Below are 23,579 nucleotides of genomic sequence, written 5' to 3'. Positions count from 1 at the left end.
ACACCGGTATAGACTCGGATTCATGATGCAAACCGCTCAGACCTCCGGCGAGACCGCCGGCCAAGCTTCCGATCAAACGGCTTCTTCGTGGGCCGACGCCGCCGAGCAGCGCGTGCTGGACGAGGCCCTTCGCCTGGCCCCGAGGGCCGGCTGGAACGCCGGTCTGGTCAGTCGCGCCCTTGCGGCGGCGGGTTTCAGCGACGCCGAGGGCCAGCTCCTGCTGCCCGAAGGCCCGCGCGACCTGGCCGCCCTGCTGTCGCGACGCCATGACGCGGTCGCGCTAGGCAAGTTGCGAACGTTCGATCTGGCCGCGTTGAAGATACGCCAGAGGATTCGCGAGGGCGTCATCGCCCGCCTCGACGCGGCCCAGGAGAATGCCGATGTGCTGCGCCCGCTGGCCGCCTTCATGGCTTTTCCCACCAACCTGCCGCTGGCCCTGCGGCTGACCTGGCAGTCGGCCGACGTGATCTGGCGGTGGGCCGGCGATGTGGCGACCGACGAGAACCACTATTCGAAGCGGGCGATTCTCTCGGGCGTCCTGATCTCGACACTGGCGGTCGACATGGCCTCTGGCCGCGCCTCGGCGCTGTCGCACCTGGATGCGCGCATCGACAACGTCATGGCCTTCGAGAAGTGGAAGGCGGGTCTCAAGCCAATGGATCTGGCCAGCGAGATGGTCTCGGCCCTGGCTCGGATGCGATACGGAAAATAGGGGGGCTCAGCCCCCGAACGCCGCCACCAGGCGTTCGAAGTGGGCTTGCACCGGGCGCGGCGCCTCTTCGTTCGGCGATTCCACGTACATGCGACGGTCCAGGTGGCGGACCCGCTCATAAAGGCGCTCGGAGCGCTGCAGCAGGTTCATAAGGCCGAAGGGCAGTTCCTCGACGGCCGGCGGTTCGCCCGCGGCCTCCTCGCCCAGGCGATAGCTTTCGGCGCATGCGGCTTCCGGCGGCATCTCCCCCTCGCGCACCGCGCGCTGCACCAGCAGCCACGAGGCCACCTGCATCAGACGGGTGGTCAGGCGCATGCTCTCGGTGGCGTAGCCCAGGGCGGCGTTGCGGGAGAGGATCTTGCTGTCATGCCGGCCGGCGCCATCGAGATAGGCGGCGGTCTCCTCGACCAGCTGCATGCCTTCCTCGAACGTGCGGTCGAACAGTTCCGATCGCGCGAAGTCCTGGATCACTCCAGCACGCCAAGGCGTGTCCGCGAACGCGTTCACTTCGGTCATAGCTACCCAATGCCCCTCGAAAGGCCGCGAGGACGTCTCGCTTGGCGGAGGGAGTGCAACCCCCGTGCCAGAACGCGCCGTCCCGTTGCGACCCACCCCCTTCGATCGACCATACTCACGAGCGTCAGAAGACGGATGACCGCTTAAGACGTCAGTAACCTCACCGAAACCTTAAAATAAGCCTTAGTCCAGACGACCAAACAGCGCATTGGCGGCGTCGCGGCCGGCCTTTTTCTTGGCGAGCTGGGTCTTGGTGCGCTCAATTTCGGCCTGCAGGGCCGCGATGCGCTCCTCCAGTTCGGCGACGCCGTAGACCTCCAGGTCCTCGTGAGTCGTCTCGCTCAAGGCGTGTCCGTTGAAGGCGCGAGGTTCGGCGGGCTCTTCGAACATCGGCTTATCTCCCTTTTCCGTCGGCCATCTGACGCCTACCTAGGGTCCAAGGCAAGCATGAGAGGGACCCCGGGCATGGCCGGAACGATGACCGCGATCGCGATCGAAGGCGGCAAGGGCGCGGCCGAGGCGCTGAAGCCGGTGGAAGTCCAGCGCCCCGAGGCCGGGGCTGGGCAGATCCTGATCAAGGTCGCGGCCGCGGGCGTGAACCGCCCCGACCTCCTGCAACGCATGGGGTTCTACCCGCCGCCGCCTGGCGCGCCCGAGACCTTGGGTCTGGAGGTCGCGGGCGAGGTCGTGACCGGTTCCGGCCGCTGGAAGGTCGGCGACAAGGTCTGCGCCCTGCTGGGCGGCGGCGGCTATGCCCAATACGCGGTGGTCGATGCTCGCCACGCCCTGCCGATCCCCAAAGGCCTGGATCTCGTCCACGCCGCGGCCCTGCCCGAGACCGTCTTCACCGTCTTCGCCAATGTGTTCGAGCATGGCGCCCTTAAGGCCGGCGAGACGCTGCTGGTTCACGGTGGAACGTCCGGAATCGGAACAACCGCGATCGCCATGGCCAAGGCGGCCGGCGCCAAGGTCATCGCCACGGGACGCGGCGCCGACAAGAAGGCCAAGGCCCTGGAGCTGGGCGCCGATATCGCCATCGACGCCAAGGCCGAGGACTTCGCCGCGATCGTCAAGGCGGCCGGCGGCGCCGACGTGGTGCTCGACATGGTCGGGGCCAGCTATTTCGACAAGAACCTCGAGGCCCTGAACGTGGGCGGCCGCATCGTCTACATCGCCAGCCTCGGCGGCCCCGTGCTGGAAGTGCCGGTGATGAAGATCATGCAGAAGCGGGCGGTGATCACCGGCTCGACCCTGCGGCCCCGCTCGGTCGACGAAAAGGCGCGCCTGGCGGCCGAGGTCGAGCGCGTGGTCTGGCCGTGGATCGAGGCAGGGCAGGTCAGGCCGCTGATCGACGCGACCTTCCCGCTCGCGGACGCCGCCAAGGCGCACGCCCACCTCGAAGCCGGGGAGCACGTGGGCAAGGTCGTGCTGACGGTCTAGCGCCGGAATCTAGACTGCGGATTCACGCAAGGCTCTGGCTTTGCTTTCGTTTGCTTGATCCCCGTTCCCTTTTTCCGAGAACCGGATTATAGCGTTCGTCAACATCCCGCCCGGCCGAAAGGCCGGGCGCCGTCATTTCTGGAGGACCGCATGTCCGACATTCTGATGCCCAAGGCGACCGCCGTCTGGCTGGTGGACAACACTTCGCTGAGCTTCGAGCAGATCGCCGATTTCTGCGGCCTTCACCCGCTGGAAGTGCGTGGCATCGCCGACGGTGAAGTCGCGCGCGACATCCGCGGCGCCGATCCCATCGGCAACGGCCAGCTGACCCGCGAAGAGCTGGACAAGGCCCAGGCCAACGACGCCTATCGCATGAAGGCCCAGGTCAGCCGCCACGCCGAGCTGCTGAAGCCCCAGAAGAAGGCACCGCGCTACACCCCGGTGTCGCGTCGTCAGGACCGTCCTGACGCCATCGCCTGGTTCCTGCGCCACCACCCGGAAGTGACCGACGCCCAGATCTCGAAGATCCTCGGCACCACCAAGGCTACGATCGAGCAGGTCCGCGGCCGCACGCACTGGAACGCCGCCAACATCAAGCCGATCGACCCGGTGACCCTGGGCCTGGTGGGCCAGCTGGAGCTGGACGCCCTGGTCAAGAAGGCGGCCGAGAAGAAGGCCAAGGACGACCTGAAGAAGGGGATCCTGCCGGAAGACCCGACCCTGCGCCCCGCCTCGGAGGCCGGCCAGTTCGAGCCCGAGGTCGAGGAAGAGGAAGAAGACTTCCGCGCCAAGCGCGGCGACCTCAAGGCCGAGGACGTGTTCGGCCAGTCGTCGGGCTATGTGGACGAGGAAGACGAGGACTAAGCCTCGCTTCCGAGCTGAAAAAGCAGAGGCCCCGCTCCTTCCGGAACGGGGCCTCTCGTTTTTCGGCTGCTTCTCAGCAGCTAGTGAAGTCGCGCCCTAAGGCCCTCGATCTCCTCCTTCAGCCGAAGCTTCTGCCGCTTAAGCTCCCTAAGCATCGTACCGTCACAACCGGGTCGATTGGTCTCCTCCTGGATCTTGCGATCGAGCCCCTCGTGACGGGTCCCAAGCTCGCGGATACGGGATTCGATGGCCATGGCTCTCGGCTCCTTGCTGTTGGAGAAGAAAGTGAACACCCGCTGCGCGGCGCTGTCAGATCACATATGATTGCAAGCGGCTCCGCTTGACGTGGCCGAGTTTGCTCCCAAGACGGACGAAAATTTACCATGACGGACGTTTTGAAGGCCGCGGATCGCCCCAGGCTGGTCGTTGGAATTTCAGGGGCTTCCGGCGTGGTCTACGGCGTCCGGACCCTGGATGCGTGCCGCGAACTGGGCGTCGAGAGCCACCTCGTCGTCTCCAGGTCGGCGGTGCTGACCCTGCAGCAGGAGACCGGCCAGTCGGTCGCCGAGCTCAACGAGCGGGCGGATGTTGTCCATCGCGTGAGCGACATTGGGGCGGCCATCGCCTCGGGCTCGTTCCGGACCCTGGGCATGGTCATCGCGCCGTGCTCGGTGCGGACGATGAGCGAAATCGCCACCGGCGTAACGTCCTCGCTGCTGACCCGGGCCGCCGACGTGACGCTGAAGGAGCGGCGGACCCTGGTGCTGATGGTGCGCGAGACGCCGCTGCACCTGGGTCATCTTCGGACCATGACCAAGCTGGCCGAGATGGGCGCGGTGATCGCTCCGCCGCTGCCGGCCTTCTACGCCAAGCCCGCCTCGATCGCCGAGATGGTCGACCAGTCGGTGGGCCGGGCGCTGGATCTGTTCGACCTCTCCTGGCGGCCGGTGAAGCGCTGGGGCGAGGACCTGGAGACCATCCGGGAGACCCTCTCCGGCAAGGATGCTCAAGGCGAGGAGGGTTAACGCCGATGCGGCTGTGGGACTGGGCTCTGGAGGTCTATGCGCGTCAACCTGTCGCGGAGGCCTGTCTGCACCTGCAGGACGCCCACGGTCAGAACGTACCCTACCTGCTCTGGGCCGCCTGGATGGCCGGGGAGGGGCGCACGGCCGACCTGAAGGACGCCGCCAGGACGATGCGGACCTGGGACGCCGAGGTCGGCGCGCCCCTGCGCGGCGTGCGCCGGGCGCTGAAGCCCTCGCGGCCTCCGGTCGATGACGTCGCCAGGGAGGCCTTGCGAGACGCCGTGAAGGCCGTCGAGCTCAAGGGCGAGCGGGTGCTGATGGAAAGCCTGGAGGCTCTGAGCGGTCCTCCGGGCGCGCCAGTCCCGGTGCTGGACGGTCTCGTCGCGGCCGCCGCGGCCTCCGGCGACCCGCCTCGCCGCGCCGCTTTGGAAAAGCTGGCGGCCGCGCTTGAAAAGTCCACGTGCTGAGCGCCTTTACGGCTCGTCAGCCTTTGCTATCTAAATCCCTATTGGGGCCCACCTGAGATATGTTCATGAACGACGATGATCCGTCGGAAGACACCGACATCGCGATCGAACGTCGCCTCGCCGACCTGCGCGAGGATCACAAGGATCTCGACGACGCTATCCGGGCCTTGGAAGAGCGCTACCAGCCCGACATGCTGCAGATCGCCCGGCTGAAGCGCAAGAAGCTGGCCCTCAAGGACGAGATCGGCCGTCTGGAAGACCAACTGACCCCGGACATCATCGCGTAGAGGTCGGACAGGCCGCCTCGAAATCCGGAGCGCGTCTGGCGACCCACGGTCGCGAACGCGTCAGGCGGCGATCTCGGTCTCGGTCGCTTCCAGCTCGCGGACGGTCCGCAGCAGGCGACCCGGGGTAATCGGCTTTTCCAGCCGCGCGTCGGCGTGCTGATCGTCCTTCAGCAGACGCGCGTCCACGGCCGAGGCCATCAAGGTCATGGCGCCGGGGCGGGCCTTGCGCACGGCGCTGACCAACTCGCCGCCGCTCATGCGCGGCATCGCGTGATCGGTGATCACCAGGTCGGGCTTGAACCGGTCCAAGGCCTCATAGGCTTCCTGGCCGTCCCGACACAGCAGGACGTCAAACCCCGCCTCGGTCAGGGTGATTTCGTAGATCAGCGAGAGGACAGGGTCATCCTCGGCGATCAGAATACGCTGCATCCGTCCCACGCCCAGTCATGCTTAACAGACTATGAAGATCTGTTACCGCGACCGACGGGGGCCGTCGCCGTGCGATAAGGTCGCATTCCCTTGAGTTGTCGTCAGGCTTGCTTCCGCTTGCGGACGAACATGGCCGCGTCTGCTTCGGCGAGGGCCTCTTCGGGATCCGCGCCGGGCTCGATCTCGCGCACGCCGTAGGAGATGTGCAGCGGGGCCGACCACTCGCCGAATTCGACCGGCGCGGAACGAACCGCGTCGGCCAGGCTCTGGGCCTTGGACACCGCAGTCTCCTTGTCGGCTTGGGCCAGCAGCACGGCGAACTCGTCGCCGCCCATGCGGCCCACCACGTCGCTCTCGCGGACATTGGCCAGCAGGCGCTTGGCCACCGCCTTCAGGGCCTCGTCGCCAGCGGCGTGGCCGAAGCGGTCGTTGACGGCCTTGAAGTTGTCGAGGTCGAAGAACACCACGCTGGCCGGCGAACCGTAGCGCTGGGCGAAGGCGGAGACGCGCTTCATCTCGCGCAGGAACGCCCGGCGGTTCAGCACCGGCGTCAGCACGTCCATGTCGGCCTGAGCCTGAGCCTCGTTGAGACGCAGCTTCAGCATCGCGACCTCGTTCCGCAGGTCGTCGATTTCGGTCATCAGGGTCTGCAGGGCCTCGATGACCTTCGGAGTCATGTCGGCTTCCGTCAGGCCCAGGAAGGCGGCGCTGTCCGGAGCCGTCACCTCGCGCGCCGTGACCTGAGCCCCGGCGCGCGCGAGGGCGCGCTTGCGGATGGCGGCGAAAGGTTCGGTCCGGGCGCCGGAGATCTTCATGACTTCACAGGGAATCGTTAAGGCACAGCTACAGCAAGGTTAACGGGAACGCCGTTCGACGCAATTGGGGGCGCCGATAAGCCGCAGGCGCGAAAGGACGCGCCCACTCTAAAGGCGGCCACGGAACGTTTTGTGTCGTTTTGGGCTTGCCGGCGCCGGCGGAGGCGCATACGGGGCGGCTTTCCGACGCTCGCCGAAAAAGAGACGACGCCGATGACCCAGACCCCTCCGCCCGTCGCCATCATCATGGGCAGCCGCTCGGACTGGCCGACCATGAAGGGCGCCGCCGACGCGCTCGACGCCCTGGGCGTGGCTTACCAGGCCAAGGTCGTCTCGGCCCACCGCACCCCCCAGCGCCTGTTCGACTTCGCCACCGGGGCGGAAGCCGCCGGCTACAAGGTGATCATCGCCGGCGCCGGCGGCGCGGCGCATCTGCCGGGCATGGCGGCCTCGATGACCAACCTGCCGGTGCTGGGCGTGCCGGTGCAATCCAAGGCGCTCAGCGGCCTCGATTCCTTGCTGTCGATCGTCCAGATGCCGGGCGGCGTGCCGGTGGCCACCCTGGCGATCGGCGAGGCCGGAGCCAAGAACGCGGGCCTGCTGGCCGCCCAGATCCTGGCCCTGTCGGACTCGGCCTTGAATCAGCGCCTGTCGGCCTTCCGCGCCGCCCAGACCGACAGCGTCGCCGAGAGCGTCGAGGACTAGGACCCTATGGCTGAGTTTCCCCTCGTTCCCGGTTCGACCATCGGCATCCTCGGCGGGGGGCAACTGGGCCGCATGCTCGCCCAGGCCGCCGCCCGGCTGGGCTTCGATGTCGTCATCCAGGATCCGGAAGAGAATTCGCCCGCCGGCCGGGTCGCCGCCCGCCAGATCGTCGCCGCCTATGACGACCGCTGGGCGCTGAAGCGTCTGGCCGAGGCCTGCGACGTCGTCACCTACGAGTTCGAGAACGTTCCGGCCGACACGGTGGCGGAACTGGCCGCCCTGGGCGCAATAGTCTCGCCGGGCGCCAAGGCCCTGGCCGCCGCCCAGGACCGCGTGGTCGAGAAGAGCTTCCTGGCCGAGATCGGCGTGCCCACCGTGGCCTTCGCCCCGGTTCAGGACAGCGAGAGCCTGGCCGCCGCGGTCGCCAAGATCGGCGCGCCGTCGCTGCTGAAGACCCGCCGCGATGGCTATGACGGCAAGGGCCAGGCCTGGATCCAGAAGGCGGTCGACGCCGAGGCGGCGTTCGAGAAGATCGGCCGGCGCGCGGCCATCCTCGAGGCCCCCGCCGACTTCGGCCGCGAGCTTTCCGTGATCGCCGCCCGCGGCCGCGATGGCGAGATCGCCTGCTATCCCCTGTCGGAGAACCACCACGAGGGCGGCGTGCTCAAGCGCACCGTGGCCCCCGCCAAGGTCACGCCGGCGACCCGCGACCAGGCCGAGACCATCGCCATCAAGATCCTCACGGCGCTCGACTATGTCGGGGTGATCGGGGTGGAGCTGTTCGAGCTGGCCGGCGGCAAGCTGCTGGTCAACGAGTTCGCCCCGCGGGTCCACAATACGGGCCACTGGACCCAGGACGGCTGCGAGGTCGACCAGTTCGAGCAGCATATCCGCGCCGTCGCCGGCTGGCCGCTGGGCCCGACCGCCCCGCACCACCATGTCGAGATGACCAACCTGCTGGGCGGCGACGTCGAGGCCTGGCGCAAGCTTGCCGCCGAACCGGAGACCCGCGTCCACCTCTACGGCAAGGGCGAAGCTCGGCCGGGGCGGAAAATGGGGCATGTGAACCGGCTGCGGCCGCTGCGGGACTAGGTGGCGGCGGTGCGCCGCCCTTGCGGGGCTTGGCGGTCGCCGGGAAGCGCCTAAGGTCGAGCGACGAATCTTGGCCTTGGGGATACGCCTTGTCGCCCACGCTCGAAACCGAACGCCTGATCCTGCGGGTCCCGGTCCAGGACGACTTCGACGCCGGCTGGGCCGAGTTCCACGGCGATCCCGAGTGCATGCGCTACCTGGGCGGCGCCATGCCGCGCAGCATCGCCTGGCGCGCCATGGCCCAGGTGGTCGGCATGTGGCCGCTGCGCGGGTTCGGGACCTTCTCGGTGATCGAGAAGGCGACCGGTCGCTGGGTCGGTCGCTCCGGTCCCTGGCAGCCGGAGGGCTGGCCGGCGCGGGAGGTCGGCTGGATGCTGCACCGATCGGCCTGGGGTCGGGGTTACGCCACCGAGGCGGCCGGCGCCTGCCTGAAGTTCGTGTTCGAGGATCTGGGCTGGACGTCGGTGGCCCACATGATCCACCCGGACAATCTCGCCTCTCAGGCCGTCGCGGCCCGACTGGGCTCTCGGCTGATCCGCATGGTCGACCTGCCGCCGCCGATGGACGTGGCCGGCCCGACCCAGATGTGGGGCCAGGACGCGCCTTAGTCGCCGTCGTCGGGCGCGGTCAGGTCGGACGGGTCGAACGCGTAGTCCAGCAGGTCGCCCGGCTTGCAGCCGAGGGCCGCGCACAGCCGGGCCAAGGTGCGGAAGCGGATGCCCTTGACCTTGCCTGAGCGGAACAGGGACAGCTGGGTCTCGCTGAGACCGACCTCCTGGGCCAGGTCGCGGGCTTTGAGGCCCTTGGCGACGATCAGGGCGTCCAGGGTGACGCGAACGGGCATCAGATCATCTCGTCGAGTTCGGCCTGCGCCGCCAGGGCCTGGTCCATGACCCGGCCCAGCAGGAAGAGGGCGCCGCCGATCATGCCCAGCGTCATGCCGGCCACGTCGAAGTTCAGATAGCTGCCCTTGGTGAAGCCGACCAGTCGCATCAGGTTGCTGACGATGAAGACGCTGGCCACGCCGCCGACGCCGAGAGCCAGGCCCACCCGGCGCAGGGCCGAGGGTAGGGCGGCCTGGATCAGTCGTCCCTTGGCGATCTGGCCCATCGCCCGGCCGATCGACCACACGCCGAACAGGTAGCAGACGGCCGGCGCGTTCTGGATCGTCACCGCCAGCATGATGTCGGGCCGTAGCGGCCTGTGCTTCACCAGCGCGTAGAGGAGCGGAAAGCCCCAGGCCATCAGGGCCAGCAGCAGGCCGACGCTGACGACCATGAACACCGCCAGCCAGCGGAACTGGCGGCACATGCGGCGGAATTTCTCGACGTCCTTGGCGTTCATGGCGGCCTCCCAACCTGTCGCATCTTTAATCTTGACTTAAAGACGACCGCTTCGCAACTTTATATCTGACTTAAACGAAAGTGAGCGCCGCCGCATGTCCGTCGCCATCGAAACCGAAGGCCTGTCCCGTCGTTTCGGCCCCCGCCTGGCGGTCGACGGCGTCGCCATGACCGTGCCCGAGCGGGCCGTGTACGGTTTCCTCGGCCGCAACGGCGCGGGCAAGACCACGACGCTGAAGATGGTGCTGGGCCTGATCCGTCCGACATTCGGTGCGGCCAGGGTCTGTGGCCTGGACGTCGCCCGTGACCGGATCGGCGCGGCGCGCAAGGTCGGAGCCTTGCTGGAGGCGCACGGCTTTTACGGCAACCTGACCGGCCGGGAGAACCTAGCCTTGACCGCGACCTTGCTGGGCTGCCCGACCCGCGAGATCGATAGGGTGCTGGAGGTCGTCGAAATGCGCCCCGACGCAGGCCGCAAGGTCGCCGGATACTCCCTGGGGATGCGCCAGCGCCTGGGCCTGGCCCGCGCCATGCTGGGCGCGCCGCCGGTGCTGGTGCTGGACGAGCCGACCAACGGCCTGGATCCGGACGGCATCGCCGACATGCGCCGCTTCCTCAAGAGCCTGCCCGAGCGCACCGGCGCCACCGTGCTGCTGTCCAGCCACCTGCTGGGCGAGATCGAGCAGACCGCCACCCACGTCGGCGTCGTCAATGACGGCCGGCTGGTGCTGGAGGGCGAGCTTTCGCGGCTCAAGGCCGACCTCGCGCCGGAGATCGTGTTGCGCACCGGCGACGATGCGCGATCCGCAGCGCTGCTGCGCGGCCATGGTCTGAACGTCCGCGTCGCCGACAGCCTGACCGTCGCCCTGGACCTCGGCGACGCCGTCGACCCGGCCGTGGCCGGGCTTACCGCCCTGCTGGTCGAGGCCGCCGTCCCGGTCTTCGCCATCGGTCCCCGCGCCCGGTCTCTGGAGGATATCTATCGCCGCGTCGCGGTCCCTACCGTCCGTCAAGCCGAGGCCGCCTGATGCTCGCCGCCCTGTCCGTCGAATTGCGCAAGCTGAACCGCTCGCTGGCCGCCGTGCTGGCCGTGGCCGCGCCGTCGCTGATCGCGATCTTCGCCTTCTTCAACCTGCTGCGCGCCGACAAGGCCCCGCCCTGGGCGATGTTCCTGCAGGCCTCGACCGGCATCTGGGCCTATTTCATGCTGCCGATGAGCGTGACGGCCCTGACCGCCCTGGTCGCCCATATGGAGCACGGACCGCGCAGCTGGGATCATCTGCGCGCCTTGCCGGTCCCGCGCTGGCGACTCTACGCGGCCAAGGCGGTCTGCGTGATCGGGATTGTCGTCATCATGACCGCCCTGAACCTGGTGCTGACCTTCGGCGCGATGTCCCTGGCCGGGACCATCAAGCCGGCGGTGGCGCCAATCGGCGATCCGGATCTTTCCCGCTTGGCCCTTCTGAACGCCAAGGTCGTGGCGGCGGCCCTGCTGCTGATCGCCATTCAGTTCTGGACCGCCGTGCGCTTTTCCAGCTTCGTGCCGGCCCTGGCGCTGGGCATCGGCGGGACCTTCTTCTCGGTGGTGGCGACCTCGGCCAAGGAGGGGGTGTTCTTCCCCTGGCAGATGCCGGTCAACATGCTGGCCAGGGAGGCGTGGCGCATCGACACGGCCCTGGCGCTGGGCGGCGGACTCGGCCTGGTCGCCCTGATCGCGGCCATCGCCCATCTTGCGCGACGCGAGGTGTTGTAACCCTGCGCCAGGCTCTCTAGGTCCTCTTCAGACGAGGAGGTGGACCGCATGACCGAACAGGCGCTCATCGGATTGATCGGCGGCATGAGCTGGGAAAGCTCGGCCCAGTACTACCGGCTGATCAACGAGGCCGTGCGCGAGCGCGTGGGCGGTGTCGCCTCGGCCCGGACGCTGATGTGGTCATTCGACTTCGCCGAGATCGAGCGCCTGCAGCACGCCGGCCGCTGGCCCGAGCTGTCGCGCCGCCTGGCCGACGCCGCCCGGGCGCTGGAGGCGGGCGGGGCCGATTTCCTGGTGCTCTGCACCAACACCATGCACCGCGAGGCCGACGCCATCGAGGCGGCGGTGCGGATCCCGCTGTTGCACATCGCCGACCCGACGGGCGAGGCGATCAAGGCGGCCGGCCTCACGACCGTGGGCCTGCTGGGCACGGCCTTCACCATGGAGCACGACTTCTATCGCGGCCGGCTCGAGCAGAAGCACGGCCTGACCGTGCTGACCCCGGAGACCGAAGACCGCGCCGCCGTACACCGGATCATCTACGAGGAGCTGGTCGCCGGGCAGGTGATCGACGCCTCGCGCGAGGCCTATAAGGCGGTGATCGCGCGACTGGTGGAGCAGGGCGCCCAGGCGATCATCCTGGGCTGCACCGAGATCATGCTGCTGATCGGCCAGGCGGATAGTCCCGTGCCGGTGTTCGACACCACGACCCTGCATGCGATGGCGGCGGTGGACCGGGCGTTGGGATGACAAGCGTGTAGGCGCTGCTACGGTGCCCCCGCTCAAGTTGCGGAGTTTCCCGAATGCGCCCCTGTTCAGTGTCGGGCCTCGCCCTGCTCGCCAGCCTCTCGATCCTGGCGGCGACGCCCGTCCTGGCCCAGACCACAACATCCTACGACTCGGTAGACCCCTTTATCGGCACGGGCGGCGATGGCCACACCTTCCCCGGCGCGGTCGTGCCGTTCGGCATGGTGCAGCTGAGCCCCGACACCGACATCCTGCCGTTCAAGCAGAGCTACGCCCGCGCCGCCGGTTACCGGTTCGGCGACCCGACCATCCTGGGCTTCTCGCACACCCACTTCTCGGGCGCCGGCCACTCGGACCTCGGCGACATCCTGCTGACCCCGGTCGCCGGCGAGGCCAAGCTGGAGCCGGGCGAGGCCGACAAGCCGGGCTCGGGCTACCGCTCGCGCTACAGCCACGACACCGAGGTCGCTCAGCCGGGCTACTACGCGGTGACCCTCAGCGACAGCCGCGTGCGCGCCGAACTGACCGCCGGCCTGCGCACCGGCCTGCATCGCTACACCTTCCAGAAGGGCGACCGCGCCCAGGTGCTGATCGACCTGCGAAGCTCGATCTACAACTATCCGGGCAAGGTGCTGTGGTCGCGCCTGCGGGTGTCGCCGGACGGCGTGGTCACCGGCTATCGCGAGACGCGCGGCTGGGCCCCGGGCCGCAAGCTGTTCTTCGCCATCAAGTTCGACCGTCCGCTGGTCGGGCAGTCGTTCCGCAACACCGAGAAGGACGTGCCCTATAACGGCTTCGCCCAGCCGGGGCGCACGCCGGAGGACCGGGCCCAGGTCCAGGGCCGCGCCCTGGTCGGGGTGTTCGACTTCGGCCAGATCGACGGGCCGCTGACCGTGAAGGTGGCGCTGTCGTCGGTCAGCGAGGACGGGGCGATCGCCAACCTGGCCAGCGACGAGCCGGGCTTCGACTTCGACGCCCAGCGCGCCCGCGCCAGGACCGCGTGGGAACAGGCCCTGGGCGCGGTCGACATCGAGGCCCCGGCCCCGATGAAGAAGACGCTCTACACGGCGCTCTACCACACCCTGCTGGCCCCCAGCGTCTATGCCGACGCCGACGGCCGTTACAGGGGCCCCGACGACCAGGTGCACGAGGGCAAGCTGGACGGCCGCCCGTTCACCTTCCACTCGACCTTCTCGCTTTGGGACACCTTCCGGGCCGAGCATCCGCTGCTGACCCTGATCCAGCCGGCCGACTACACCAACGACGTGGTCAATTCGCTGATCGCTTCGCAGAAGCAGAGCCCGTACGGCATCCTGCCGGTCTGGCAGTTCCACGGCCAGGAAACCTGGACGATGATCGGCTACCACGCCGTGCCGGTCATCGCCGACGCCTGGATGAAGGGCATCCGCGGCTATGACGGCAAGGCGGCCCTGGACGCCATGGTCAAGAGCGCCACCTACGCCCCGTATGGCGGCCTCGGCGACTACATGAAGCTGGGCTACGCGCCGATCGACAAGGAGCCGGAAGCCGCCTCCAAGACGGTCGAATACGCCTATGACGACTGGACCATCGCCCGCATGGCCAAGGACATGGGCCAGGACGATGTCGCCAAGACCTTCGAGAAGCGGGCGTCCTACTGGCGCAACAGCTTCGATACGAAGACCGGCTTCCTGCGGGCTCGCAAGAGCGACGGGACCTTCCGCGAGCCGTTCAACCCGACCGCCATCAACTACGGCTCGGACTATACCGAGGGCAACGCCTGGCAATATTCCTGGTTCGCGCCGCAGGACCTGGGCGGGATCGTCAAGACCCTGGGCGGCGACGCGGCGACGGTCAAGAAGCTGGACGCTATGTTCGACTTCGACAATTCGAAGATCGACTATTCGCACGCCGAGGACATCGCCGGCCTGATCGGCCAGTACATCCACGGCAACGAGCCCAGCCACCATGTGGCCTATATGTACAACTACGCCGGCGCCCCATGGCGCACCCAGGCCCGCCTGACCCAGATCATCAAGACCCAGTACAGGCCGACGCCCGACGGCCTGTCGGGCAATGACGACCTGGGCCAGATGTCGGCCTGGTTGATGTTCACCAGCCTGGGCTTCTATCCGGTGACACCGGCCTCGAACGAATACGCCATCGGCCGGCCGTTCGTGGAAAAGGCGGCGCTGAACCTGCCGAACGGCAAGCGCTTCACGGTGCGCGCCGAGGGCATGGCCGACGACAAGCCTTACGTTTCCAAGGTGACGCTGAACGGCAAGCCGCTGACCCGGGCGTTCCTGAAGCACGACGAGATCGTGGCCGGCGGCGAGCTGGTCTTCACGATGAGCGCCACGCCGAACAAGAGCTGGGCGACGAAGGTGGCGGATCGGCCGACGTCGCTGACGGCGTATCGGTAGCTAAACCCAGCTTTTCATCCCGGCCGCGGCGGAGCGGAGAGCCGGGACCCAGGGGCGCCCGCACCGCGCCGCCCCCTGGGTCCCGGACAAGAATTGGAACTAGTAAGGCAGCCGCTCCGGCGGCGGCGGGGCGGTCGGCGCCATGGTCTCCGCCGCCTTCGCCGCCGCGTCCAGTTCCGAGGCCGCGCGCGCGAATTCCGCCGACAGGGTCTCGTAGTAGCCGTTGCGCGGATCCGGCTCGGTCTGCGGCGCGGGGTCGGGCAGCAGCCAGGCGAAATCGCGGACCGCCAGGGTCTGGTGGGCGGTCATCATGAAGCGGCGCCAGATGCTGGCCGGGATGTCGCCGCCGACCACCTTGTTCATCGGCTTCTCGTCGTCGTTGCCGACCCAGACGCCGGTCACATAGTCGGGCGTGAAGCCGACGAACCAGGCGTCGCGCCAGTTCTGGCTGGTGCCGGTCTTGCCCGCCGCCGGACGGCCGAAGGCGGCGCGCTTGGCCGTGCCCTCGGTGACGACCTTCTTCATCATCTTGACCATGATGCTGGCGTGTCCGACGTCGTAGACGCGGCGCTCGGCCTGGGGAGGCTGGTGCTGGAACAGCGCCTGGCCGTCCTGGGTGGTGACCGTTTCGATGACATAGGGCTCGATCCGGACGCCGCCCTGCTGGAAGACCTGGAAGCCCGAGGTCAGCTGCAGCAGGCTCACCTCGTACGAGCCCAGGGCCACCGACAGGTCGGGGACGGGCGGCAGGGTGGTGATGCCGAAGCGGCGGACCAAGTCGCCGATCGCCGCGCCGCCGGCCTCCTGGCCCAGCTTCACGGCCACGGTGTTTATCGAGTTGATCAGCGCCCGCTCGACGGTCATCGGACCGCGATAGCCGCCGCTGTAGTTTTCGGGGCTCCAGTCGCCGAACCTGACCGGCTCGTCGACGCGGATGTCGGTGGGCAGCACGCCCTTCTCGACGGCGGCGGCGTAGACGAACGGCTTGAAGGTCGAGCCCGGCTGGCGGCGGGCCTGGACGGCTCGGTTGAACGGGCTGTCGCCATAGTCCGTGCCGCCGACCATGGCCCGGATGGCGCCGTCGGCGGACAGTGACAGCAGGGCCGCCTGGCGCGCGCCCGAACGGGTGGTCTCGGTGGCCATGGTCTGGCGCACGACCTCGGCGCCCTCGCGCTGCAGCAGCGGGTCGATGGTCAGGCGCACCACCAGGTCCGGCGCGTTCTGGCCGGCGATCTTCACGGCCTCGGTGGTCGCGTAATCCAGCACCCAGCCGTAGTCGCCCTCGTCCTGCAGGGCCATCGGCGACAGGCGCGGGGTGTCGTCCAGCGCGCGACTCTCCTGCTCGGCGGTGATCCAGCCTTCCTTGCGCATGTTGGCCAGGATCAGCCGCGAGCGGGTCAGGGCGCGCTCCATGTCGTTGGTCAGGGCCAGGCGCGAAGGAGCCTTGGGCAGACTGGCCAGCAGGGCCGCCTCGGACAGGGTGAGCTGGCTGGCGGGCTTGCCGAAATAGGTCTGGGCCGCGCCGTCGACGCCGTAGGTGCCGGCCCCGAAATAGATGCGGTTCAGATAGAGCTCGAGAATCTCGTCCTTGGTCAGGACCTGCTCCAGCCTCCAGGCCAGCAGCATCTCCTGCAGCTTACGCTTGACCACCCGATCCGGAGTCAGGAACAGGCCCTTGGCCAGCTGCTGGGTCAGGGTCGAGGCGCCCTGCTTGGTCTTGCCGCCGCGCCAGTTGACCCAGGCGGCCCGGACGATGCCCTGGGCGTCGATCGGGCCATGTTGGTAGAAACGCCGGTCCTCGGCCGCCAGGAAGGCCTGGGGCACGTAGTTGGGCACCGCCCCCAGGGTGATGCGCTGGCCATAGCGCGGACCGCGCGTGGCGATCACCTGGCCGTTGCGGTCCTCGAAGCGGATGCCGGGCGCGCGGTTGACCGCGAACAGCGCCGAGCGCGAGGGCAGGGGCGGGGTGTCCTTGAGGTACTTCTGCCAGACATAGGCCGCGCCGCCGCCGGCGGCGAGCACGCCAACCAGGAACGAGACCAGCAGCACACCCCAGATCCAGCCCCACTTGCGGGCCTTCTTCTTGGCGGCGCGGTGCTGAAGATCGGCGCGGAAGGGCTCCTCCGGCGGCGGAGGGGGCGGCGGAGGCTGATGGGACGGCGGCGGGGGCGGGGACAGCTGGAACGGATCCCGCAGCGGTTCGGGCTGCGCCCACGGGTCGTGGGGCGGCTCGGGAGGCGCTCCGACGGCCGGCTCCGGCCGGCGTTTGGACGGATCCTTGTCGTCGAATTTGTACGGCGGAAGGGTCCAGTCGTTCACGGTCTGAGTCAGGCTCTATTTGGTCGCCAGGTAAATCGGGTTTAGGACGGCACCATGACGCCACGCAAACCTTTCTGGGAGACGAAGACGCTCTCCGAGATGACCGTCCCCGAGTGGGAGAGCCTATGCGATGGGTGCGGCCTTTGCTGCCTCGTTCGCTTCGAAGACGAAGATACTGGCGAAATCATCCCCACGCGGGTGCACTGCCAGCTCCTCGACGCGCATCTCTGCCGCTGCAAGGACTATCCGAACCGCAAGAAGACGGTGCCGGACTGCATCAAGCTGACGCCCTACAATATCGAGGATCTGGAGTGGATGCCGCTGTCCTGCGGCTATCGCCGGATCCACGAGGGCAAGGACCTGCCGCGCTGGCACCCGCTGATCACCGGCGATCCGGACAGTCCCCACAAGGCGGGCGTCTCGGTGCGCGACCAGACGGTGTCGGAGCTGAGCTTCAAGGACGCCGAGGACGCCATGGATTTCGTGGCGACCGACCTGATGCGCGATCGCGGGGATGATCCTTACGATCCGGAGGACTGAGGGGCCGTCCAGATACGGAAAAAGCCGGCCCGCAAACGCGGCGCCGGCTTTTCGTCGCCCTTACGGCGAGAAGCTCTAAGCTTCTTACTTCTTGGTGAAGCCGGCGAACTTCGCGTTGAAACGCGAAACGCGGCCGCCGCGGTCCATCAGCTGGGCGTTGCCGCCGGTCCACGCCGGGTGGGTGCGCGGATCGATGTCGAGCGCCAGCGTCGCGCCTTCCTTGCCGTAGGTCGAACGGGTTTGATAGTTCGAGCCATCCGTCAGGGTGACGGTGATGAAGTGGTAGTCGGGGTGAATGTCTTGTTTCATGGCGGCGATCCAGTCCGACTAAGCCGGCGAGTGTGAATTGGGTTAAGCGCCCTCCGCGCACGCGCGGGGTGGCCCTCGAAGACGGGCGGCTATAAAGAACCCGCGCGATTTTGGCAAGGGACTGTTGATGACTGACGCGAACGGCGGCGACCAAAAGGCCGAAGGCCGCCCCGGCGCGGGGGCTGAACTGGTCCAGGGCATGGCCGAGGCCAAGGCCCGGCGACCGCGCCGCAAGGACATCCGCCCGCTCGCCCACCTGCTGCCTTTCGTCAAGGCCCACAAGGGCGACGGGATCGCGGCGGGCTTCTTTCTGCTGTTCTCGACGGCCGCGACCCTGGGCCTGACCGCCGCCTTCAAGGAGGTGATCGACCATGGATTCGCCAGGGGCGAGGGCAGCGAGATCAACAGCGCCTTCGTGGGTCTGGGCGCGGTGGCCATGGTGCTGGCGATCGCCACGGCCTTGCGATTCTTTTTCATCACTCGCCTGGGCGAGCGGGTCGTGGCCGATGTGCGCCGCGCGCTCTACGGTCACACCCTGGGCCTGGACCAGGAATATTTCCTGAAGACCCGAACGGGCGAGGTGCTGTCGCGCCTGACCACCGACGTCTCGCTGATCGAGCAACTGGTCGGCGCCTCGGCCTCGATCGCCCTGCGCAACATCCTCAGCCTGGTCGGCGGCCTCGGCTACATGGCGGTGGTCTCGCCGAAGCTGGCGGGCTTCATCGTGCTGATGGTGCCGGTGATCCTGGCCCCGATGTTCCTGGTCGGTCGCCGCGTGCGCAAGCTGACCGTCACCGCCCAGGACCGCTTCGCCGACGCCGTCGGTTATGCCGGCGAGAGCCTGGACGCTCTGGAGACGGTGCAGGCCTTTGGCCGCGAGCAGGCCTCCTCGCTGCGCTTCGGCGGCGCGGTGGAAGAGGCCTACAAGGCCTCGGTGCGCCGGATCACCACCCGGGCCAGCATGACCGCCATGGTCATCACCCTGGCCTTCGGCGGCGTCACCCTGCTGCTGTGGACCGGCGCGCGCCTGGTCCTCGCCGGTGAGATGACCGGCGGCACCCTCGCCCAGTTCGCCATGCTGGCGGTGATGGCCGCCGGCGCGATCGGCGCCCTGGGCGAGGTCTGGGGCGACGTCCAGAAGGCCTCCGGGGCGATGGACCGCATCTCCGAACTGCTGAACGCCAAGCCCGACATCGCCGCCCCGCCCGCGCCCAAGGCCCTGCCGGTTCCGGCCCAGGGGGCGATCGCCTTCGAGAACGTGATCTTCGCCTATCCCGGTCGTCCCGATCTGCCGGCCCTGAACGGCTTCGATCTGGCGGTGAAGCCCGGCGAGACGGTCGCCCTGGTCGGTCCCTCGGGCGCCGGCAAGAGCACGGTCCTGCGGCTTCTCTTGAGGTTCTATGACCCTCAGTCCGGGGCGATCCGCCTGGACGGCGTCGACCTGCGCGACGCCGAGCCCTCGGAGGTTCGCGCCCGCATGGCCTTGGTGGGGCAGGATTCGCCGCTCTTTTCGGGTTCGGCCATGGATAACATCCGCTTCGGCCGCGCCGACGCCACCGAGGCCGAGGTCAGGGCCGCCGCCGAGGCCGCCCAGGCCGCCGGCTTCTTGTCCGCCCTGCCACAGGGCTTCGACACCCCGGTCGGCGAGCGCGCCAAGACCCTGTCGGGCGGTCAACGCCAACGCCTGGCCATCGCCCGCGCCCTGGTCCGCCAGGCGCCGATCCTGCTGCTCGACGAAGCCACCAGCGCGCTCGACGCCGAAAGCGAACGCCTTGTCCAGCAGGCCCTCGCCGCCGCCATGGAAGGGCGCACCACCCTGGTCATCGCCCACCGCCTGGCCACCGTGCTGAAGGCCGACCGGATCGTGGTGATGGAAGAGGGGCGCGTGGTCGAGCAGGGAACGCACACCGAACTTTTCGCCAAGGGCGGCCTCTATGCGCGGCTGGCCAGGCTGCAGTTCGGGGTGGAGGCGGCTTAGGCGCCGGCTACGGCTCCAAGAGGCGGCGCCGGATCCTCGAACCACGCTTCGAACGACCGCGCCTCGGCCGAGCGGCCATGGATCCGGACCTCGGCTCCGGTCGGCCAGGCGCGGGCCAGGTCGTGGGCTTCGGCCACGGCGCGACGGCGGCCGGTGAAGAACAGCACCTCGCCGGTGTCGCCGATCTTCACGCACCAGCCGCCGTCATAGGGCGAGACCTCGAACAGGCAGGCCATCGATCTTACTCCGCCGCGTAGACCAGAGGATGGGCGTGGGCCCACAGGTGGGCGCGGTAGGTGTCGAAGCACTGCTCGCCGCAGATCAGGCGCATGACCGCACCCTCGGCGATGTACTTGGCGCGCGACGGATCCTCCGACACCAGCGGGACCAGGGCCTCGGCGTTCCAGGCCTTGGAGTGCTCGATGTCCAGCTGGGCGTGCAGGGCGAAGTACTTGCGGGCCTCGGCCGCGACGCCGACCCGCTTGAGGCCGGCGTCGACGCAGGCCACGCGGGTCGGGGCGGTCAGCTCGACCACGCCCAGGGCGCCGATCGACTGCCAGACATAGCGGCGGGTGGTGGCGAAGGCGGTCATGACGTTGGCCAGGCACAGCGACTGCCACAGGGTGGTGTCGATGGTCGGGGTCAGGCCCAGGGTCGCGGTGGTCCGCGTCAGCATCGGGCCATGCATGCCCTTGGCGCCGCCGCGGCCCATCTCGTCCCAGTAGTTGCGGGCCAGCTCGAGCTTGGCGCGGTCGGGGACCTTGACCTGGGTCAGGGCCACCAGGTCGTCAAAGCCGGCCTCGCCGGCCGCTTCCTGGGTCAGAAACCATTTGAGGTCTTCCAGCGAGGCCTCGCCTTCCAGCCAGTCGAACAGCGGATCCCACTGACCAGGGCCGTGGTCCTTCAGCGCCTCGAACCAGGCGATGAAGCCGTCGGGATCTTGCGGGACGTCCTCGACCAGCGGCGCCACGTGACGGCGGAAGGCCTCGATGAACGCGCCCTCGATGCGGCGCATCCTGATTTCTTCATCCAGCTCCTCGCGCCAGCCCTCGGAAGGCGCGGCCGGGGACAGGCGGACGTGGTTCCAATGGGCCAGGCCCTTGTGCAGAGCCTCGGCGTCGGGGAACCGTGGGCTGAACGCGCCCAGGCGGGATAGTCGTTCGCCACCGTACACGGACACACTCCTTGATCGTAAAGGAGAGATCGCCCGGCGAGGCGACCCCTACGCCGCCAACAGACGGCGGCGAGGGGGCAAACGGCGGCCAGGCGGTTGCGTTCCTGTGTCGACAAAGCGACGCGGCCGAGCGCCAAGCTATTGCACAGGCTTGGCTATTTGCGCAGATCCGCCGGAACGGTCGGCTCGCTGATCACGCGCTCCATGGCCTTCCAGCGCGCGTCCTGGGTCTTGCCGGCCCGATAGACGTAGTCGCGAACCATGTCCTGGCCGATGTTGTAATTGATCACGTACGAGCGATACGTCTCGATGAACGACACCCGCTTCTCGGCCCCCCCGCGCGAATAGAGGGTGTACTTCATCAGCGCCTGGACGGCCTGTTCCTTGGTCATCTTGCCGGAGAGGTACAGGGCCGCGATGGTGTTGCCGCTGCTGGACAGCGCCGCCTTGGCGTCCTGCAACGCGCCATAGGCTTCGGCCGTCTTCGGATCCAGGCCCGCCAGCGGATAGAGCTTGTCGCGCTCGAAATCGGTCTTGGCCTTGCCCGGGAACGCCAGTTCGATGCCGAAATTGGCGCTGCCCTCGGCGATGAACGACTGCGGCGAGAACAGCGGATAGACCGAGAACTCCACCCAGCCCTTGCCCTTGGTCAGCTTCTCTTCCAGCAGGGTGTTCAGCACGTGGTGGCCGGGATAGCCCTCGTGGCAGCCCAGATCGAGCGCGCGGCTGATGTAGATCGGCAGGTCGGTGTTGATCTGGATCAGGCTGTGGGCGTCGCCCTTGTACCAGTTGTAGCCGCTCCAGGGCTTCTTGGTCACGAACTCCAGATCGAAGCGCTCGCTGGCCGGCAGCTTGATGTGCTCCTCGGTCTTGGCCTTGCAGGCGGCGATGCCGGCCTGCATCACCGCTTCCACCTTGTCGGTCGGGATCACGTAGCGGTTCTGGAAGGCGTCGACACGGGCGGCCAGATCCCCCTTGCCCGGGACCAGCTTGTCGATGCGGGCCAGGATCGGGTCGTAGCTCTTCAGCGGCTTGATCACCGGGCGGACGCCGAACAGGCCCTGCGCCTCGTCCTCGAAGCTGAACTTGTCGCCGGCGATCATGGCCAGCCGGGTCTGAGCGGCCTTGATCTGGCCCTTCAGGAACAGCTTGCGGCGGCGCTCGTCGGGCGACAGCTGCTTGTCCTTGGCGGCGACCACCAGAGTCATCAGGCGGTCGGCCTCCTTGCGCAGCACCGAGACCGGGCGCGGGGCGGCCTTCGCGGTGTCCATCAGGTGGACCGGGCCGTAATAGGCGTCGACATAGCCGGGCTCCCGCTCGCCGGCCTCCAGGGTCATGCGCACGAAGTCCTCGGCGACGCGGTCCAGCAATTCGCTGGACGCCGTCCGGGCGGGCTGGGCGGCGGCGGTCGAGCCCAGCATGAGCGCGGCGGCGAGGGCGGCCGTGGAGACGATGTTACGGATCTTCATGAGGCTTCCCTTGGGCGTTCGGCCGGCACGCTGCACCGGTCAGGGCCGTCTCCGCAAGAGGCGTCAGGCTAACCCCGCGCGGCGGCCGCCAGTCCCGGGAAGTCGCTGAACACGCCGTCGACGCCCGCCGCGTAAAGCGCCTTGAACACTGGCGCGACGTCGCCGTGCATGGCGAGGAAGGCCGGGTCCGCAGGAGCGCCTTTCCGCAAGCTGGCGGGCAGGAAGTAGTTCTCGGCCCGCACGGTCCAGGGGTGGACCTGCAGGCCCGCGGCGTGGGCGTTCTTGACCAGGTCGGTGGCCGGCAACAGGATCTGCTTGTCGTTGGGAACGACCAGGCTCCAGTTCGGCCCCAGACCGTCGGCATAGACCGCGACGTCCTTCAGGCCCTGGGCGGTGATCAGGTCGGCGTATTTGACGTTCGGCAGGTCAGCCGGGCCGCCCTCGCTGTCGACCAGGAACACCAGGCGCGCCGGCGTCTTGGCGCGGAGCTTCTTCAGCGTCCCGACCTCGAAGCACTGCACATAGACCGGCGCGCTGGCCGAGTTCAGGTCCAGCGCCTTCAGCTTGCCGACCAGGCGCTCTTCGGTCGGCAGGCCGATCGAGGCGAAATAGGTCGGGTGCTTCAGCTCGGGATAGACGCCGATCGTGCGGCCGGCGCGCTTGGTTCCTGCCTTGGCGATGGCCACGACCTCCTCGAAGGTCAGGATCTGGGCCTGGCCGTCGAAGGCGGCGCTGGCCGGGCGCAGCTGCGGCAGCCGCTCGCGAGCGCGCAGGGTCTTGATCTCGGCCAGAGTGAAGTCCTCGACGAACCAGCCGGTGACCTGCGCGCCGTCGATGGTCTTGGTCGCCTTGCGGTCGGCGAACTCGGGGCGGCTGGCGACGTCGGTCGTGCCGCCGATCTCATTCTCGTGGCGGGCCACCAGATGGCCGTCCTTGGTCGGGACCAGGTCCGGCTCGATGAAGTCGGCGCCCTGCTCGATGGCGCGCTCGTAGGCCGGGGCGGTGTGCTCGGGGCGCTCGCCGCTGCAGCCGCGGTGGCCGATGACGATGGGCTTCCGGGCCTGGGCGCGGGCGAAGCCGGGAAGCAGCGTGCCGGCGAGTGCGGCGGTGGTCATGGCGCGACGGGTGAGCAGGGTCATGGCGCGCGATTTAGCGCCGGGATGTGACGGTTTGGCGAGGGGTTTGACGCCCTC

27 protein-coding genes and 1 pseudogene are annotated in these 23,579 nt (G+C 68.3%); 15 read left to right on the top strand and 13 right to left on the bottom strand.

From position 1 onward, the window contains the following. Positions 1 to 25 precede the first annotated feature (25 nt). Entirely contained in the window at positions 26 to 712 is a 687-nt protein-coding gene (locus EIK80_RS22135) for a COQ9 family protein (RefSeq protein ID WP_370450252.1), read from the top strand. Between the two features lie 6 nt (positions 713 to 718). Here EIK80_RS22135 and EIK80_RS22130 read toward each other — a convergent pair whose 3' ends face one another. Together EIK80_RS22130 and EIK80_RS22125 are read right to left on the bottom strand one after the other, a co-directional pair. Continuing rightward, on the bottom strand, positions 719 to 1,228 hold the full coding sequence (locus EIK80_RS22130) for a DUF1465 family protein (protein WP_125159177.1): 510 nt from the start codon (positions 1,226 to 1,228) through the stop codon (positions 719 to 721). Between the two features lie 183 nt (positions 1,229 to 1,411). Further along, complete coding sequence (locus EIK80_RS22125) at positions 1,412 to 1,618, bottom strand: DUF1192 domain-containing protein (RefSeq protein WP_125159176.1); 207 nt, start codon at positions 1,616 to 1,618, stop codon at positions 1,412 to 1,414. 75 nt (positions 1,619 to 1,693) lie between these two features. Here EIK80_RS22125 and EIK80_RS22120 point away from each other — a divergent pair, with 75 nt between their 5' ends. Together EIK80_RS22120 and EIK80_RS22115 are read left to right on the top strand one after the other, a co-directional pair. Continuing rightward, complete coding sequence (locus tag EIK80_RS22120) at positions 1,694 to 2,668, top strand: NAD(P)H-quinone oxidoreductase (protein ID WP_125159175.1); 975 nt, start codon at positions 1,694 to 1,696, stop codon at positions 2,666 to 2,668. Positions 2,669 to 2,818: 150 nt separating this feature from the next. After that, on the top strand, positions 2,819 to 3,532 hold the full coding sequence (locus EIK80_RS22115) for a DUF1013 domain-containing protein (protein ID WP_125159174.1): 714 nt from the start codon (positions 2,819 to 2,821) through the stop codon (positions 3,530 to 3,532). 80 nt (positions 3,533 to 3,612) lie between these two features. Here the strand turns inward: EIK80_RS22115 and EIK80_RS22110 are convergent, their stop codons facing one another. After that, on the bottom strand, positions 3,613 to 3,786 hold the full coding sequence (locus EIK80_RS22110; RefSeq protein WP_125159173.1) for a YdcH family protein: 174 nt from the start codon (positions 3,784 to 3,786) through the stop codon (positions 3,613 to 3,615). A gap of 129 nt (positions 3,787 to 3,915) precedes the next feature. On the opposite strand from EIK80_RS22110, the gene EIK80_RS22105 reads away from it, so the two are divergent. The 3 genes and pseudogenes from EIK80_RS22105 (at position 3,916) to EIK80_RS22095 (ending at position 5,311) form a co-directional block, all read left to right on the top strand. Beyond that, complete coding sequence (locus tag EIK80_RS22105; RefSeq protein ID WP_125159172.1) at positions 3,916 to 4,557, top strand: UbiX family flavin prenyltransferase; 642 nt, start codon at positions 3,916 to 3,918, stop codon at positions 4,555 to 4,557. Beyond that, positions 4,535 to 5,024: pseudogene (locus tag EIK80_RS22100) on the top strand (TIGR02444 family protein). Before EIK80_RS22105 ends, EIK80_RS22100 begins: the two are co-directional and overlap by 23 nt. Positions 5,025 to 5,089: 65 nt before the next feature. After that, the gene (locus tag EIK80_RS22095) at positions 5,090 to 5,311 is read left to right on the top strand and encodes a YdcH family protein (RefSeq protein ID WP_125159171.1); all 222 of its coding nucleotides are present in this window, start codon (positions 5,090 to 5,092) and stop codon (positions 5,309 to 5,311) included. Positions 5,312 to 5,371: 60 nt separating this feature from the next. Here the strand turns inward: EIK80_RS22095 and EIK80_RS22090 are convergent, their stop codons facing one another. Both EIK80_RS22090 and EIK80_RS22085 read right to left on the bottom strand, forming a co-directional pair. After that, positions 5,372 to 5,740, bottom strand: coding sequence for a response regulator (locus tag EIK80_RS22090; protein ID WP_125159170.1), 369 nt, complete (start codon positions 5,738 to 5,740; stop codon positions 5,372 to 5,374). Positions 5,741 to 5,841: 101 nt separating this feature from the next. Beyond that, entirely contained in the window at positions 5,842 to 6,555 is a 714-nt protein-coding gene (locus EIK80_RS22085) for a GGDEF domain-containing protein (protein ID WP_125159169.1), read from the bottom strand. A 213-nt stretch (positions 6,556 to 6,768) separates the two neighbouring features. Between EIK80_RS22085 and purE the strand changes: the two genes are divergently transcribed. From purE to EIK80_RS22070, 3 genes are all read left to right on the top strand, one after another. Then, positions 6,769 to 7,260: a 5-(carboxyamino)imidazole ribonucleotide mutase gene (purE, locus tag EIK80_RS22080; RefSeq protein ID WP_125159168.1), complete on the top strand. Its 492-nt coding sequence runs from the start codon at positions 6,769 to 6,771 to the stop codon at positions 7,258 to 7,260. A gap of 6 nt (positions 7,261 to 7,266) precedes the next feature. After that, a complete protein-coding gene (locus EIK80_RS22075; protein WP_125159167.1) occupies positions 7,267 to 8,352 on the top strand; it encodes a 5-(carboxyamino)imidazole ribonucleotide synthase in 1,086 nt (361 codons plus the stop codon). An 89-nt stretch (positions 8,353 to 8,441) separates the two neighbouring features. Beyond that, the gene (locus EIK80_RS22070; RefSeq protein WP_125159166.1) at positions 8,442 to 8,960 is read left to right on the top strand and encodes a GNAT family N-acetyltransferase; all 519 of its coding nucleotides are present in this window, start codon (positions 8,442 to 8,444) and stop codon (positions 8,958 to 8,960) included. On the opposite strand, the gene EIK80_RS22065 is transcribed toward EIK80_RS22070, so the two are convergent. Both EIK80_RS22065 and EIK80_RS22060 read right to left on the bottom strand, forming a co-directional pair. Then, complete coding sequence (locus EIK80_RS22065; RefSeq protein WP_099581283.1) at positions 8,957 to 9,196, bottom strand: helix-turn-helix transcriptional regulator; 240 nt, start codon at positions 9,194 to 9,196, stop codon at positions 8,957 to 8,959. The genes EIK80_RS22070 and EIK80_RS22065 overlap by 4 nt on opposite strands. Then, a complete protein-coding gene (locus EIK80_RS22060; protein WP_125159165.1) occupies positions 9,196 to 9,696 on the bottom strand; it encodes a DUF2975 domain-containing protein in 501 nt (166 codons plus the stop codon). The genes EIK80_RS22065 and EIK80_RS22060 overlap by 1 nt, the downstream gene beginning before the upstream one ends. 94 nt (positions 9,697 to 9,790) lie before the next feature. On the opposite strand from EIK80_RS22060, the gene EIK80_RS22055 reads away from it, so the two are divergent. Genes EIK80_RS22055 through EIK80_RS22040 form a run of 4 tightly spaced genes read left to right on the top strand, consistent with a single transcriptional unit; the run spans position 9,791 to position 14,597 of the window. Continuing rightward, the gene (locus EIK80_RS22055) at positions 9,791 to 10,723 is read left to right on the top strand and encodes an ABC transporter ATP-binding protein (RefSeq protein WP_125159164.1); all 933 of its coding nucleotides are present in this window, start codon (positions 9,791 to 9,793) and stop codon (positions 10,721 to 10,723) included. Continuing rightward, positions 10,723 to 11,448, top strand: coding sequence for an ABC transporter permease (locus EIK80_RS22050; RefSeq protein WP_125159163.1), 726 nt, complete (start codon positions 10,723 to 10,725; stop codon positions 11,446 to 11,448). Before EIK80_RS22055 ends, EIK80_RS22050 begins: the two co-directional genes overlap by 1 nt. Before the next feature lie 48 nt (positions 11,449 to 11,496). Next, positions 11,497 to 12,198: an aspartate/glutamate racemase family protein gene (locus EIK80_RS22045; RefSeq protein ID WP_125159162.1), complete on the top strand. Its 702-nt coding sequence runs from the start codon at positions 11,497 to 11,499 to the stop codon at positions 12,196 to 12,198. Positions 12,199 to 12,251: 53 nt separating this feature from the next. Continuing rightward, positions 12,252 to 14,597: a GH92 family glycosyl hydrolase gene (locus tag EIK80_RS22040; protein WP_125159161.1), complete on the top strand. Its 2,346-nt coding sequence runs from the start codon at positions 12,252 to 12,254 to the stop codon at positions 14,595 to 14,597. A 99-nt stretch (positions 14,598 to 14,696) separates the two neighbouring features. Here EIK80_RS22040 and EIK80_RS22035 read toward each other — a convergent pair whose 3' ends face one another. Further along, positions 14,697 to 16,916, bottom strand: a complete 2,220-nt coding sequence (locus tag EIK80_RS22035; RefSeq protein WP_125159160.1) for a PBP1A family penicillin-binding protein — start codon at positions 16,914 to 16,916, stop codon at positions 14,697 to 14,699. Between the two features lie 54 nt (positions 16,917 to 16,970). Here EIK80_RS22035 and EIK80_RS22030 point away from each other — a divergent pair, with 54 nt between their 5' ends. Then, entirely contained in the window at positions 16,971 to 17,456 is a 486-nt protein-coding gene (locus EIK80_RS22030; protein ID WP_125159159.1) for a YcgN family cysteine cluster protein, read from the top strand. 84 nt (positions 17,457 to 17,540) lie between these two features. Here EIK80_RS22030 and rpmE read toward each other — a convergent pair whose 3' ends face one another. Continuing rightward, positions 17,541 to 17,765 (bottom strand): 50S ribosomal protein L31, encoded by a 225-nt coding sequence (gene rpmE / locus EIK80_RS22025; protein ID WP_125159158.1) that lies wholly within the window; start codon positions 17,763 to 17,765, stop codon positions 17,541 to 17,543. A 124-nt stretch (positions 17,766 to 17,889) separates the two neighbouring features. On the opposite strand from rpmE, the gene EIK80_RS22020 reads away from it, so the two are divergent. Continuing rightward, positions 17,890 to 19,743 carry an ABC transporter transmembrane domain-containing protein gene (locus tag EIK80_RS22020; protein WP_199743589.1) on the top strand — a complete coding sequence of 618 codons (1,854 nt, stop codon included), beginning with the start codon at positions 17,890 to 17,892 and terminating at the stop codon, positions 19,741 to 19,743. Here the strand turns inward: EIK80_RS22020 and EIK80_RS22015 are convergent. The 4 genes from EIK80_RS22015 to EIK80_RS22000 form a co-directional block, all read right to left on the bottom strand. Beyond that, complete coding sequence (locus EIK80_RS22015; protein ID WP_125159156.1) at positions 19,740 to 19,979, bottom strand: DUF2188 domain-containing protein; 240 nt, start codon at positions 19,977 to 19,979, stop codon at positions 19,740 to 19,742. The genes EIK80_RS22020 and EIK80_RS22015 overlap by 4 nt on opposite strands. A gap of 5 nt (positions 19,980 to 19,984) precedes the next feature. Then, positions 19,985 to 20,917, bottom strand: coding sequence for an iron-containing redox enzyme family protein (locus EIK80_RS22010; protein WP_199743588.1), 933 nt, complete (start codon positions 20,915 to 20,917; stop codon positions 19,985 to 19,987). A gap of 155 nt (positions 20,918 to 21,072) precedes the next feature. Continuing rightward, positions 21,073 to 22,386: a hypothetical protein gene (locus tag EIK80_RS22005; protein ID WP_125159155.1), complete on the bottom strand. Its 1,314-nt coding sequence runs from the start codon at positions 22,384 to 22,386 to the stop codon at positions 21,073 to 21,075. Between the two features lie 68 nt (positions 22,387 to 22,454). Continuing rightward, a complete protein-coding gene (locus EIK80_RS22000) occupies positions 22,455 to 23,525 on the bottom strand; it encodes a glycerophosphodiester phosphodiesterase (protein ID WP_125159154.1) in 1,071 nt (356 codons plus the stop codon). Positions 23,526 to 23,579: the final 54 nt, after the last annotated feature.

The sequence above is a fragment of the Caulobacter sp. 602-1 genome, assembly GCF_003931565.1.
In the GTDB taxonomy this organism is placed as follows: domain Bacteria; phylum Pseudomonadota; class Alphaproteobacteria; order Caulobacterales; family Caulobacteraceae; genus Caulobacter.
This window is presented reverse-complemented; position numbering and strand designations above follow the sequence as displayed.